The organism is Arthrobacter sp. zg-Y179, assembly GCF_020907345.1.
Taxonomy (GTDB): Bacteria; Actinomycetota; Actinomycetes; order Actinomycetales; family Micrococcaceae; genus Arthrobacter_B; species Arthrobacter_B jinronghuae.
This window is the reverse complement of record NZ_JAJJOB010000004.1, coordinates 85,352-98,205: the sequence shown is the minus strand read 5'-3', so window position 1 is coordinate 98,205 and position 12,854 is coordinate 85,352. Positions and strand designations below refer to the sequence as shown.

11 protein-coding genes are annotated in these 12,854 nt (G+C 64.2%); 5 read left to right on the top strand and 6 right to left on the bottom strand.

What is annotated here, in order from left to right; translation table 11 throughout:
• Positions 1–96: 96 nt before the first annotated feature.
• Positions 97–1,446: an isochorismate synthase gene (locus LOC56_RS02580; RefSeq protein WP_229950176.1), complete on the bottom strand. Its 1,350-nt coding sequence runs from the start codon at positions 1,444–1,446 to the stop codon at positions 97–99.
• 119 nt (positions 1,447–1,565) lie between these two features.
• Between LOC56_RS02580 and LOC56_RS02575 the strand changes: the two genes are divergently transcribed.
• The 3 genes from LOC56_RS02575 to LOC56_RS02565 are packed head-to-tail and all read left to right on the top strand — an operon-like array spanning position 1,566 to position 4,706.
• The gene (locus LOC56_RS02575; RefSeq protein ID WP_229950174.1) at positions 1,566–2,276 is read left to right on the top strand and encodes a demethylmenaquinone methyltransferase; all 711 of its coding nucleotides are present in this window, start codon (positions 1,566–1,568) and stop codon (positions 2,274–2,276) included.
• Positions 2,273–3,601: a geranylgeranyl reductase family protein gene (locus LOC56_RS02570; protein ID WP_229950173.1), complete on the top strand. Its 1,329-nt coding sequence runs from the start codon at positions 2,273–2,275 to the stop codon at positions 3,599–3,601. The genes LOC56_RS02575 and LOC56_RS02570 overlap by 4 nt, the downstream gene beginning before the upstream one ends.
• 49 nt (positions 3,602–3,650) lie before the next feature.
• The gene (locus tag LOC56_RS02565) at positions 3,651–4,706 is read left to right on the top strand and encodes a polyprenyl synthetase family protein (protein ID WP_229950171.1); all 1,056 of its coding nucleotides are present in this window, start codon (positions 3,651–3,653) and stop codon (positions 4,704–4,706) included.
• A gap of 68 nt (positions 4,707–4,774) precedes the next feature.
• Here LOC56_RS02565 and LOC56_RS02560 read toward each other — a convergent pair whose 3' ends face one another.
• The 4 genes from LOC56_RS02560 to LOC56_RS02545 form a co-directional block, all read right to left on the bottom strand.
• Positions 4,775–5,263, bottom strand: coding sequence for an HIT family protein (locus tag LOC56_RS02560; RefSeq protein ID WP_229950168.1), 489 nt, complete (start codon positions 5,261–5,263; stop codon positions 4,775–4,777).
• Between the two features lie 7 nt (positions 5,264–5,270).
• Complete coding sequence (locus LOC56_RS02555; RefSeq protein WP_229950166.1) at positions 5,271–5,699, bottom strand: hypothetical protein; 429 nt, start codon at positions 5,697–5,699, stop codon at positions 5,271–5,273.
• A gap of 153 nt (positions 5,700–5,852) precedes the next feature.
• On the bottom strand, positions 5,853–6,482 hold the full coding sequence (locus tag LOC56_RS02550) for a putative glycolipid-binding domain-containing protein (protein WP_229950164.1): 630 nt from the start codon (positions 6,480–6,482) through the stop codon (positions 5,853–5,855).
• A gap of 9 nt (positions 6,483–6,491) precedes the next feature.
• Positions 6,492–7,901: a PucR family transcriptional regulator gene (locus LOC56_RS02545; protein ID WP_229950162.1), complete on the bottom strand. Its 1,410-nt coding sequence runs from the start codon at positions 7,899–7,901 to the stop codon at positions 6,492–6,494.
• A gap of 146 nt (positions 7,902–8,047) precedes the next feature.
• On the opposite strand from LOC56_RS02545, the gene LOC56_RS02540 reads away from it, so the two are divergent.
• Both LOC56_RS02540 and gabT read left to right on the top strand, forming a co-directional pair.
• Positions 8,048–9,478: a gamma-aminobutyraldehyde dehydrogenase gene (locus tag LOC56_RS02540; RefSeq protein WP_229950161.1), complete on the top strand. Its 1,431-nt coding sequence runs from the start codon at positions 8,048–8,050 to the stop codon at positions 9,476–9,478.
• 49 nt (positions 9,479–9,527) lie between these two features.
• Positions 9,528–10,883: a 4-aminobutyrate--2-oxoglutarate transaminase gene (gene gabT / locus LOC56_RS02535; protein WP_229950159.1), complete on the top strand. Its 1,356-nt coding sequence runs from the start codon at positions 9,528–9,530 to the stop codon at positions 10,881–10,883.
• Between the two features lie 31 nt (positions 10,884–10,914).
• Here the strand turns inward: gabT and LOC56_RS16370 are convergent, their stop codons facing one another.
• The gene (locus tag LOC56_RS16370; protein WP_229950157.1) at positions 10,915–12,636 is read right to left on the bottom strand and encodes an HNH endonuclease signature motif containing protein; all 1,722 of its coding nucleotides are present in this window, start codon (positions 12,634–12,636) and stop codon (positions 10,915–10,917) included.
• Positions 12,637–12,854: the final 218 nt, after the last annotated feature.

Genomic DNA, 12,854 nt, shown 5'->3' with positions numbered 1-12,854 from the left:
GACGGCACGATCCGAGTTTCTATTCTACCCACTGTAAATTTATGCAAGAAACCAATCGCCTATGCATTCGGTCTCCGACAGAGGTGCCGAGAGGCTTCAGGACCCCACAGGCGAGGATGCGAAATCGGGGTTGCGCACCGGAACGGCGCGGGGCCGGTCCAGGCCAAGGGCCTCAAGCATTGGGCGGAACTTGCTCCAGGTTTCCTCTAGTTCCGCCGCAGGATTGGAGCCTGCCACAATTCCACAGCCTGCATATAGGCGTACTTTTGTGGGGCTTTCGATCACTGCGCCGCGCAGGGCGATACCCCATTCACCGTTTCCGGCAGCGTCCATCCAGCCGACCGGTCCGGAATAGGGGCCACGGTCCATGTGCTCAAGCTCACTAATAAGTTCGCCGGCCACGCTGGTGGGGAAGCCGCAGACAGCGGCGGTGGGATGCAGTGCTTCCACCAGGGTCAGGGGCGTGGGGATCAGTCCGCTCTCATCCGGCGCGAGCTCGGCGGTGACGTCTGAGGCCAGATGCCAGACATTGGGCAGTTCGAGGACAAAAGGCTCCGTGTGGGAAGTCATCGAAGAGGTGAAAGGTTCAAGGGACCGGGTGAGGGAATCGATGGCAATTTGATGCTCGTGCTGCTGCTTGGCGGAACCGGCCAGCACCCGCTTGGCGTAGTGGGGATCGTCGTCAGGAGCGGTGGCGCGGTCCAGTGTTCCCGCCAGTACACGCGCCTCGGCAGTGCCGTTTTCGACCTTGATCAGCATCTCAGGGGTGGATCCGATCAATCCGTCCACGGAGTACGTCCAGCAGTCGCGGTAACGCACGGCCAGTTCGCGCAGTACCTGCGATGCCACGAGGGGGTTGCCCAACTCCACGGCAATATCGCGGGCCAGCACAATCTTGCTCAAATCGCCGGCTGCCACATGGGCCACCGACCGTGCCACGGCGTTCTTCCACTCTGACTCGCTCAGCATGCCCGGCAGGACCTGGTCTGCCGGGTCGCTTTCCCGATAGAGCGGAAGATCGTCCAGGTAGCGGGCCAGGGCTGCCTTCGCGGTCTCCTCGTTGAGTTCTGCGTCGGGATCCGCGGTTGTGTACGTCACCCAGCCGGCGCCGTCGCGCAGCCCAACGATGATTTCCGGAACCACCAGGCGGGATTCAAAGGGGGAGCGCTTGGAGAAGGCGAAGGAACCAAAGGCGACGATGCCGGTGCCGGGAGCGGCAAGAGGGTCCTCGACGTCGGCTTCCGCAAGGAGGGACCGCCACCATTCCTGAGCCCGGGCAAAGCGCTCGGGGCCGCTGGAAGTAAAGCGGGCCGCTTCCCCAAAGCCCACCAGCCCCTCCTGGCGCCGGATCCAGCACAGCTGCTCGTCAAGAACCAAATACTCCAGAAGGCCCATGGCGGCGGAAAGCTCACCTACAGGCACGGTCACAGAACGCAGGGTGGTCATAGTGGTTCCACACTACTCCGCCGCCGGTACACGCCCGATATCGGGACCGCCGGCTGAGAGGAACCAGACAACCCAACGGCCGGTTCGGCGGCCCTCCCATTGTTTGAGACAATGACAGAGTGAACCGCGCATCGTTGGAAAAACGCCCGGATGAAGTTGCTGCCATGTTTGATGACGTGGCACCTAAATACGACGTCGTAAACGACGTGCTGTCCCTCGGACAGACACGCCGCTGGCGGCGCATCGTGGTGGACGCCGTCGGCGCCGTGCCCGGACAGCGGGTCCTGGACCTTGCCGCCGGCACCGGCACCTCGAGCGAGCCCTACGCAGACGCCGGGATCGACGTCGTTGCCTGCGACTTCTCCCTCGGCATGCTCAAGGTAGGCAAGCGCCGCCGCCCGGACATCGACTTCGTCGCCGGCGATGCCACCAACCTGCCGTTCGAGGACAACTCCTTCGACGCCTCCACCATCTCCTTCGGCCTGCGCAACGTCAACGAGCCGAAAAAGGCCCTGGCGGAAATGCTCCGGGTAACCAAGCCCGGCGGCCGCCTCGTCATTGCGGAATTCTCTTCGCCGGTGGTTCCGGTGTGGCGCACCATGTACACCGAATACCTGATGCGTGCCCTTCCTTCGATCGCCCGCAAGGTCGCCTCCAATCCGGATGCGTACGTCTACCTTGCCGAGTCCATCCGGGCGTGGCCGAACCAGGACGGCCTGGCAGCCTGGATTGCCGAAACCGGCTGGCAGGATGTTGCCTACCGCAACCTCACCGGCGGCATTGTGGCTGTGCACCGCGCCGTCAAGCCCGGAGGGCATCCGGCCAAGTGAAGGTCCTTATCGTCGGTGCCGGCCCCGCCGGTTCCACAGCCGCGTACTACCTCGCCTCTGCAGGGGTGGATGTAACAGTTCTCGAAAAGACCGCCTTCCCACGGGAAAAGGTCTGCGGCGACGGCCTGACACCCCGCGCCGTGCGCGAAATCCAGTTCCTGGGCCTGCCGCACGACGAAGCCGAAGGGTGGCGCCGGAATAAGGGGCTGCGCCTGATTGCCGGCGGCCGAACGCTGGAACTGCCATGGCCAGCGCTTTCGGATTTCCCCGATTACGGCCTGATCCGAACCCGTCTCGGTTTCGACGAGGCACTTGCCCGCCACGCGCAGGCTGCCGGAGCGAAGATCCTCGAGCGGCACACAGTGGTCTCTGCCATCCGCGGCGACGACGGACGTGTGGAAGGTGCCGTCGCCAACATCCTGGATGAAAACGGGCGGCGCACCGGCGAACGGCGGGAGTTCTTCGCCGACGTCGTCCTGGCTGCCGACGGAAACTCAAGCCGTACCGCCCTGAGCGTGGGCATCGAAAAACGCGACGACCGCCCCATGGGCGTAGCCGTGCGTACCTACTTCGAAAGCCAGCGCACCAACGATGACTGGATGGAAGGCTGGCTGGAGCTTCCGGATGCCTCCGGCAATCCACTGCCCGGCTACGGCTGGGTCTTCGGAGTGGGAGACGGAACGTCCAATGTCGGCCTCGGCATCCTGAACTCCTCCAAGGAATTCGGAAAGCTGGATTACCGCAAGGTCCTGCGTGACTGGACCGCCGGCATGCCCGCAGAGTGGGGCTTCACCCCGGAAAACCAAGTGGGCGAGATCCGCGGGGCGGCCCTGCCCATGGGCTTCAACCGCACCCCGCATTATTCGCCGGGGCTGCTGCTGCTCGGCGATGCCGGCGGCATGGTCAGCCCGTTCAACGGGGAAGGCATTTCCTACGCCATGGAATCGGCGCGGTTTGCGGCCGAACACATCATCGAGGGCTCCGGGGCCGCACTTGCACCGGGCCTGCTCACATCGCGGGCAGCGTTCGACGTCGAACTGCGCGCCTATGCCGCCCACGTGCGGGAAGAATGGGGCAGCCACTTCACGCTCGGCCGCATCTTCGCCGCCATGATCGGCCGCCCCGCTGTCATGAAACTGGCGCTGCGCACAGGAATGCCGATTCCCGTGCTTATGCGTTTCGTGGTGCGTATGCTCGCTAACCTGACGGACAGCAGTTCCAAGGGCATAGAGGATAGAGTGATTGCCTTACTGGAAATGCTGGTCCCGCCGGCAAGCAACCAAGGAACGCCGATTACTACCCGGCAGCCTGCGCAGCACCCGTGACTTCTATGCCTGTTGTCCACCCGTTCCGACAAATAGTGAGTCTTGAACAGTGACTGAATCCACCAACACCAGCCCGGAAACCGTGCCGGGCACTTCCGCACTGCCGCCGGGCTTCGCCCTGCTGGCTGAGGACCCGAGGCTTGGCCCGTCAATGGCTGCATCCCTGGAGCAGGTGGAACTGCGGCTGCGCGAAGCGGTAGCCAACTCCGATCCCTTCGCCGATGTCACCTCCCGGCACCTTGTGGAGGCCGGCGGCAAGCGGATCCGTCCGCTCCTGACCCTCCTGGCTTCCCATCTCGGTGCCGAAGATGCGCCGGAAAAGGTTATCCAGTCGGCCGTGGTCGTCGAGCTGACGCACCTTGCCACGCTCTATCACGACGACGTGATGGACGAGGCACCGTACCGCCGCGGAGCCCCGACAGCACATGAACTCTGGGGCAACTCGGTGGCCGTGCTCACCGGTGACCTCATCTTTGCGCGGGCTTCCAGCCTGGTCTCCGCTCTGGGCGGCCCGGCGCTGGCTATCCAGGCACACACGTTCGAGCGGTTGTGCCTGGGCCAGCTGCACGAAACCGTCGGTCCTGCCGAAGGCCAGGATCCCCTCGAGCACTACCTGTCCGTGATCGCGGACAAGACCGGTTCGCTGATTGCCGCCTCCGGCCAGTTCGGTGCGTTGTTCTCCGGCGCGGGCCAGGAGACCATCGACATCATGGTCGAATACGGCGAGAAGGTAGGCATCGCCTTCCAGCTGGCCGACGACGTCATTGACGTCACCGGCAAGCAGGCGAAGTCCGGGAAGACGCCGGGCACTGACCTGCGCGAAGGCGTTCCCACCTTGCCCGTGCTACTGCTTCGGCGTGCCGCTGCCGACGGGGATGCCGATGCCGCAGCCGTGCTCGAACTGGTGGAAAGGGACTTGAGCTCGGACGAGGCGCTGGCTGAAGCCGTAGCTGCCCTGCGCAGCAGCCCGGTCACGGATCAGTCCTGGGAAGTTGCACGCAACTGGTCCGAAGACGCCGTAGCTGCCCTCGCACCGCTGCCGGACTCCGTCGTGAAGGAAGCCCTGGCCGCTTTTGCGCGCGCCGTGGTCAACCGCGAGGTGTAACTTCCGCTGCCGGGAATGCAGTGACGCAGGATTCCTCGCACCGTTGCGGTTTCCTGCTGGAACCGCGGTTATAGGACCGCGCGCAGCTCGGCCGCTTTGCGGGCACGCACAGCGGGCGGCACGATGGGCCGCTTGGGCGTGAAGTAAAGCCCGTCGTCCGTCCAGCGAGGGAGCACATGCTGGTGGTAGTGCCACACGTGCTGGCTCCCTGCGGGTTCGTTGTGCTGCCTTGTGGTGACGCCGTCGGGATGCCAGGCCTTCTTGATGGCCACCGCCATATTCCGGGTCACCAGCATGATCCGCGCCGCGACGTCGTCGGGCAGCTCATAGAGCAGTTCGAAGTGCTGGCGCGGCGTGACAAGGACGTGGCCGGGCTCAGGATCAAAACCGTGTGAAGCAATAAACGCCAGCACGAGCTCATCGGAGTAAATCAGGTCTCCGGGCTCGCAAAGGTTTCCCGGATTCCGGAACTCGCCCGAGGCCATGTCGCAGAACGGGCACTGGTACCCGTCAGGCGCGTGGCTTTTCCAAGTCGTTTCAGGAAAAACGTCCTTCATAGACGGCTCAGTCCTCGTCTTCATCCTCTTCGAAGACCCACTCGAACATGTCCAGGACATACTCGCTAAGGGTGCCTTCTTCGCTCTGCCAGTCTCCGCGCGCGTTGTTGCGGCGCCATACGATGGGATCGGGAACGTCCAGCTGGTCCGCACGGATGCCCCAGACGAACTTCTCGTCCTCATCTTCGAGGAACAGCAGGTAGCCGTCTTCGATCTCCAGCTCGTCCGGATCCCAGAAGAAGTGGAAGGCCTCCATCAGGTCTTCGCATCCGCCGAGGGCGAGATAGAACTCACGCAGTACCAGCGGGATGTTGAAATCGTGGGCGGCCAGCATCGAGTCGAGCTCCCGTTCGGGGATGCCGTCCTCTTCCCGCCAGTTGTCCTCAAGGTACTTGGGGACCAATGCGCGGAATCGATCCAGGAAAATTTCACTCATGTGGTCTCCAAGCGTGCGTTGAGTGGATGTATTCCAATCCTAGCCGGGACACGGAGCGGGTCCGGACGCGGGGGAACCTTTGCGGTGCCTGGTGCCTGGTGCCTGGTGCCTGGTGCCCGGTGCCCGGTGCCCGGGGACGTAGGGGCTCGGACCTTAGGGCAGGCGCGTGGCCAGTCCGGGATAGTCGATGACGGTGCCGTCAGCGTCGACGGTGAGTTCGGCCGTGAACCCGCGGTTGGGTGAGCTGTAGAGAACGACGGCGTGGCCCGGGTCCGGAGAATACGGCCGCACCTGTGAATACACCTGTCTGCTGGGCAGGACCCGCAGGCTGGGCATTTCCACCCAGGCCATCGTCAACTGTGTCTCATCCGGGGGAGCGGATTCGGTCAGCAGGTCCAGCCGCAGGATCGGCATGGTGTTGGTGAGCGGGCACAGTCCGAGGTCGCAGTCCTGGGCTTCGTCGAGGCTGCGCGGGTCGGCGATTCCGGGGGAAGGCAGGTCCGTGAGTCCGGACGTGGTTGTCTCCACGCTCCATCGGCCCTCGGTGCTGCGTTCGAGCTCCAGGCTCCGGGACCAGCCCTTCCCCGTGACTTCCACCGTCAGCCGCCGGGTGACCCAGCCCGGGATGGTGGAGAGGGTCCATGACGCGCGGTATTCGGCTGTGACAGAGGTGCCGGCTGCGGCTAGTTCCCGGTCACGGAAAGACACCACTGCCGTGTCCATGCGCTCCGGATCGTCCTGTCCCTGCCAGCGGACGGTTCTGGCCTGCGCGGTGGTAGTCATTCCTAAAGGTTAACTGCCCAAGCGGCGGACGCTCAGCGCAAGGTACAGGTGTACCCGGTCTGCGGTCACCGCCGGGTCGTATCCGGTCAGCTCGGCAATCTGTGCAAGCCGGTATCGGACGGTGTTGCGGTGCAGGCCCAGATCTGCGGCGACGGCGGCCACCGATCCGTTCAGGAGCAGGTAGGTGTCCAGGGTAGGGATCAGTTGCGCGCCGTGCTTCATGTCGAAGGCGATCAGAGGGTCCAGGGCTTCGGCTGCCAGATCCGAGAGCGGAACATCGCGGCTGGCCATCAACAGGGAGGTGAGATTCAAACGGTCCGGTTCGTTTACTGCTGCACCGTTGCGCAGTGCCTCCCGTGCCTCGTAGTAACTCCAGCGCAGCCCCGCTGCCTCGGTGTACGAACCGCCGATCCCCACCTTTGCCGTCAGCCCGGCGCCAAAGAGATACGCGCTCAACTCAGCGGCCAGCCCGTTCGCGTCGGCAGCCGGAACAACCACGGCCAGCAGGTTTTCATGGATGGCCGTGGGCACGTCTATGAATGCGGCCGGCAGCGGCAGCGTAGGCAGGGTGCGGATCTGACCGGATGCCACTTCCACCAGGAGTATGGCTTGCCGCAGGGCCGAGTCGATGCCCGCTGCCTGCAGCCTCACGGCCGCGTCCTGACCTGCGAGCCGGCCGTCCACCACATCTCCCAGGAGCTGCCCGGCAACCGTCCTGCTGCTTGCCCGTCTGGCGGCCTGGTTGCTCAGCTCCACGCCGATAAGGCTTTGCGCATAGGCAATGATGTCCGGCTGTACGGACGGTTCGGCAATGGCCAGTGTGCAGCGGTCACGCATTCCCGTGGGGACGGGGATTCGCCGCCAGGAGGAATCCGTGTCGGAGGTGGCGAAAACCGGTGCGCCGTATTGAAAGAGGGCAACGTCTGCCTCTACCAGCCGGGAGAGTTCTGCCAGCAGCCGTGGCAGGCCCTTGCCGCTGAGCAGTGCCTCTGCCAGTACCTGGTGGCCGGAAAGCAATTGGTGCAGCTGGGCGACATGCTGGGCGGAGAGGGAATCGGCAACCAGCTTCCCCAGTGCCATAAACGGCGTGCCGTAGGGGACCTCGAAGACGGGCACGCCCAGGCTGTCCGCCTCGGCGAGCAGGGGAGCCGGCACCGAGCCATGGCTGAGGCCGGTGCCAAAACCGATTCCTATCGCTCCGGCCCGCTCCACGCTTTGCACGAAGCGTTGCTGGGCCGCACCGCTGCGGTGCCGCAAACCCGTAGTCAACACCACCTCTCCGCCTCCGAGGAACGGAGCGGGATCCTCGAGTTCGGTCACAGCGACCCACTGAATAGGCCGTGGAGACAGGGGCGCTGACCCGTGGCGCGTCAGGTTCAACCCGCCTGCCGCCAGCAGGTCCGAAAGTGTGATCGACATTGCACCACTATAGAGCCGCTGGGTTTAGGCGATTGCACTGCCTTCGTCCCATGAGGCTGTGCAGGCGACCGTATGTGTGACCTGCGCTTCACAGTAGGTTTGAGGTAATCGCATACGCACCCGCCCGCCCCGAAAGGACGTCCGGCATGGCTGAGACACTGCAGAACTTCATCAACGGCGAGTTTGTTCCGTCCCGCGGAACCGATGTGCTGGACGTCGTGAATCCCACTAACGGCGAAGTCGTAGCCGTGTCGCCCGTATCCGTGCAGGCGGACGTTGACGCGGCCATGGATGCTGCCGCAGCGGCGTTCCGCACGTGGAAGCGGACCACTCCCAGTGAACGCCAGCGAATGCTGCTTCGTCTGGCGGATGCGTTTGAGGCCCATTCCGACGAACTGGTGGAAGCCCAGCACCGCAATACGGGTCAGGTTCGTTCGCTGATTGCCGCAGAAGAGGTGGCCGTCGGGGCCGATCAACTCCGCTTCTTTGCCGGCGCTGCCAGACTTCTGGAGGGCAAATCCGCCGGTGAGTATATGGAAGGATTTACCTCCTTCATCCGCCGCGAGCCGATCGGCGTCGTTGCCCAAGTGGCTCCGTGGAACTACCCGCTGCTGATGGCGGTCTGGAAGATCGGTCCTGCGCTTGCCGCGGGTAACACGGTGGTGCTCAAGCCCTCCGACACCACCCCCGAATCCACCTTGGTCCTGGCCCGCCTTGCTGCAGACATCTTCCCCGCCGGCGTGCTCAATGTTGTCCTTGGCACCGGTGCCACCGGTGAGCTGATGGTTGAACACCCCGTGCCCGGCCTGGTTTCCATCACCGGATCCGTGCGGGCGGGCATCGCCGTGGCCTCCGGAGCGGCAAAGACCCTCAAACGGGCCCATCTGGAACTAGGCGGCAAGGCACCCGCCGTCGTATTTGCAGACGCAGACCTGGACCGGACCGCCACAGCTGTTGCCGAATTCGCATTCTTTAATGCCGGCCAGGACTGCACCGCCATCACCCGCGTTCTGGTGGAGGATTCCGTCCACGACGCACTGGTGGACAAGCTGGTGGCTGCCGCTAAGGAGCTGAAGACCGGCAGCGACAACGACGAGGAAAACTACTTCGGTCCGCTGAACAACATTAACCACTTCAACGCGGTGAACGCCGTGATCGAAGCGCTGCCCGCGCATTGCCGGGTGGAGACCGGTGGGCGGAGGGCAGGGTCCAAGGGCTTCTTCTTCGAACCCACCGTCATCACCGGTGCCCGCCAGGACGACGATGTGGTGCAGAAGGAAACCTTCGGCCCGGTCATCACCGTGCAGAAGTTCGACACCGAGGAACAGGCCGTGGAAATGGCTAACGACGTTGAATACGCCCTTGCCTCCAGCGTCTGGACCACGAACCACGGCCGGGCCATGCGCCTGTCACGGGACCTGGATTTCGGAGCGGTCTGGATTAACACGCACATTATGCTCACTGCCGAGATGCCGCACGGAGGCTTCAAGAGCTCCGGCTACGGCAAGGACCTCTCCATGTACGGCGTGGAGGACTACACCCGCATCAAGCATGTGATGACCGCGCTGGACGCCTAGCCCGGCATCCGATTCCTGTTCCCCGGCAGTACTTCCGAAAGGCAAACCCATGAGCATCTCCGTCACCACCCCGAGTTACCGCATCGAACAGCAACGCCGGATTACCGGCACTTTCCCGGGTCCGAAGTCTGCAGCACTTCAGGCGCGGCGTGCTGCAGTGGTTGCGAAGGGCGTAGCCTCGAGCCTTCCGGTGTATGCCGCTGACGCCGACGGCGGCATCATTGTGGACGTAGACGGCAATGCCTTCACTGATCTGGGCTCGGGCATCGCCGTGACCAGCGTCGGTGCCTCTGATCCGGCTGTTGTCGCCGCCGTGCAGGATCAAGTGGAGCACTTCACGCACACGTGCTTCATGGTGACGCCCTACGAGGGGTATGTGGCCGTTGCCGAACGTCTTGCTGCGGTGACTCCGGGCGATTTCGAAAAACGGACCGTGCTGTTCAACTCCGGTGCCGAAGCGGTGGAGAACGCCGTGAAGATTGCCCGCTCGGCTACCGGGCGCGACGCAGTAGTGGCTTTCGACCACGCCTATCACGGCCGGACCAACCTCACCATGGGGCTCACAGCGAAGGCCATGCCGTACAAGACGGGGTTCGGTCCGTTCACTCCGGAGATCTACCGGATGCCCATGAGCTATCCGTTCCGTGAAGAGAACCCGGACCTCACCGGCGTGGAGGCTGCGGACCGGGCCATCCTGGCGATCGAGAAACAGATCGGTGCGGACCAGCTTGCCGCCATCCTCATTGAACCGATTCAGGGCGAAGGGGGATTCATTGTTCCTGCGGAGGGTTTCCTGCCGCGGCTTGCGGAGTGGGCGCAGGCCAACGGTGTGGTCTTCATCGCCGACGAAGTGCAGTCAGGTTTCTGCCGTACGGGTGAATGGTTCGCGGTACAGCACGAGGGCGTTGTTCCTGACCTGATCACCATGGCGAAGGGGATTGCCGGCGGGCTGCCGCTCTCGGCGGTGACAGGACGCGCGGAATTGCTCGATGCAGTCCACCCCGGCGGTCTGGGCGGCACTTACGGCGGAAACCCAGTGGCCTGCGCAGCTGCGCTGGCGGCGATGGACACCATGGTTTCGCAGGACCTGGCCGAGCGGGCACGGCACATCGAGGAGCTCGTCCTGCCCCGGCTGGAGGCACTGGTGGTCAAGGACGGCGTCGTTGGCGATGTCCGTGGACGCGGGGCCATGCTCGCCATGGAATTCGTTCGCCCCGGGTCTAAGGCGCCCGACGCCGAGGCGGCCAAGGCTATCGCGGCGGCGTGCCTGCAGGAGGGTGTCATTGTGCTGACCTGCGGAACCTACGGGAACGTCATCCGACTGCTGCCGCCGCTGACCATTGGCGATGAACTTCTTCTTGATGCACTTGATGTGTTGGAGGCCGCGGTCCGGGCCCGGAGCTGACACCGTCACGGAAGGACACCGCAGGGACGCGTCAGCTTCCGTCTGGGATCCCGCCGGAGGCCAGGAACCCAGGGTGGAAGTAGGTGTTCCGCAGCGGTCTGCGCTCTGGATCTACGTAAGCGGGCGGCAGGAACCAGGGGATGCCTGAACGCATCGATACCTGCCAGTTGTCCTGATGGATCAAATGGTGGTGGAAGGAGCACAGCAACACGCCGTTCCCGATGCTGGTGTCTCCGCCCCGTTCCCAGAAGGTGACATGGTGCGCTTCGGTCCAAGGTCCCGGAACTGTACATCCGGGGAAAGTGCAGCCGCGGTCGCGGGCGTGGAGTGCCTTACGCAAGTGGGGAGGGAAAAGTCGTGCGGCCCGACCCAGATCCAGTACCTGTCCCTTGGATCCCAGGACTACTGGAATCAGGTCCGCGTCGCAGGCTATCCGTCGGACAGTTCGGGTGTCGATTGGTCCTGAGAAGGCAGCGATGCCAGGCGACGGAGAACGCGACGTCCTGTTTTCGGTGGTCTTGGTATCCGGACCGTTGGCGGCATCTTCTCCGGCTGGTCGGGCCCGGCGGATCCTGCGGTTCCTCGCGCCCGACCCGCCCGTTGGGTTCGACAGCCCCAACAAGAGGGCGTCATGACTGATAGTGACCATAACTTGAGGGCGCAGACCTCCGGAAGCTGGCATGCCTCCGGACGCCAGGGCAGTACGAACAGCGGCGAGCAGCCCCTCCAACAGCAGTTGCGGGCGGGTGGGTCTGGGCAGCCGGTCAAGGATCTCGTGGTCCGCAGGTGAACCTTGTCCCGCTGCTGCAGGTGTAGAAGCTCCCGCGACAGGAATGCGGGGCTCGGGCTTGGTGGCGCCTGGTTGGGCAGCGCCGGGTGGGGTCGCGCATGGTTGGGCAGCGCCGGGTTCGGTCCCGCAGCCGGGTTCGGTCCTGCTGTCTGGTTCCGGGGCGCCGCGGTTGGTTCCGTCCTGGCCGTTCACCCGCGGGTTGGAGGCGCTGTTTATCAGGGTGGTGAGTGCCTCGTGCTGTTCATCGGTGCAGTAAATGTGGAGATGATTCAATCCGTTTCGCCGCCGTCCCGGGAAGATCCCTTGGAATCGGACGAGCTCTTCCTCGGTAGGTGGCCTGTCCTGGTCCAGCAGGGCGGTCCAGTGCTTCGCCGTACGGACGAGAAAATCATGGTCCTGATGGGGGCCGATATCCGTGAGCTGCTTTTCCATGGCGTCGAGAGCCTGTGGTTCCATCCGCGGAAGTGCTTCTTCCAACGCATGCGCGATCACATCTGCATCAGTTGCAGCGAGGGCGGCATCAGCACAAGCCTCAGCTAGCCGCGGGTACACGGGTGGGCGAGTCTCACCTGTGATTGTGGTTGCGGGAAGGACAGCTGAACCGAGGGCCAGCCTGCGGCGCGCTTCGGTCCGCGAGATCCGAAGGCGGGCCCGCAGGTAATCTGCGGTACTCCGGAACTCCCGCAGGCCGTCCTCTCCACGTGTCTGGGCGGTCCTCTGCCGATCGATGGCCGCGGCTGCGACCAGCTTCAGGTAGTCCGTAATGCGTGAAATACCTTCAATCGCCGCGGCGAAATCCGCAGCATCTTGAAAGCCTGGAAGCCCCCACTCCTCAGCCGCGTCGTCACGGAGTTCATGGGCTTCCCCGAGGAGTGCTTCGGCACGCTGCGTCAGGCTCGCGCCTGTTCTCGCGACGGAGAATTCCGCCGGTAGCTGCAACTCGCTCAAAGGTTCCGAAGCCATGAGGCAAGGCTGCCGCAGCAAAGCGACTCGTAGTCCGGTGAGGCTCCGGATTGGGGACAATAATCAAGATGCACGGCCCTGGAGCGAAGCGGGGGAGGACAAGTCGCCCCGACCGTCCCTGGACAAGTCGCCCCGACCGGCCCTGAACCACGCGGACCGGCCCGTGCCCCCCGGCCCGCCGACGAACCCGCCCCCGCCGGCCCTAAACGGCTGGACTA

Bases quoted from the DNA above. Each gene is read 5' to 3' on its own strand.
- LOC56_RS02580 (WP_229950176.1), bottom strand. From the start codon at position 1,446: ATGACCACCCTGCGTTCTGTGACCGTGCCTGTAGGTGAGCTTTCCGCC.
- LOC56_RS02560 (WP_229950168.1), bottom strand. From the start codon at position 5,263: ATGAAGGACGTTTTTCCTGAAACGACTTGGAAAAGCCACGCGCCTGAC.
- LOC56_RS02555 (WP_229950166.1), bottom strand. From the start codon at position 5,699: ATGAGTGAAATTTTCCTGGATCGATTCCGCGCATTGGTCCCCAAGTAC.
- LOC56_RS02550 (WP_229950164.1), bottom strand. From the start codon at position 6,482: ATGACTACCACCGCGCAGGCCAGAACCGTCCGCTGGCAGGGACAGGAC.
- LOC56_RS02545 (WP_229950162.1), bottom strand. From the start codon at position 7,901: ATGTCGATCACACTTTCGGACCTGCTGGCGGCAGGCGGGTTGAACCTG.
- LOC56_RS02540 (WP_229950161.1), top strand. From the start codon at position 8,048: ATGGCTGAGACACTGCAGAACTTCATCAACGGCGAGTTTGTTCCGTCC.
- gabT (WP_229950159.1), top strand. From the start codon at position 9,528: ATGAGCATCTCCGTCACCACCCCGAGTTACCGCATCGAACAGCAACGC.
- LOC56_RS16370 (WP_229950157.1), bottom strand. From the start codon at position 12,636: ATGGCTTCGGAACCTTTGAGCGAGTTGCAGCTACCGGCGGAATTCTCC.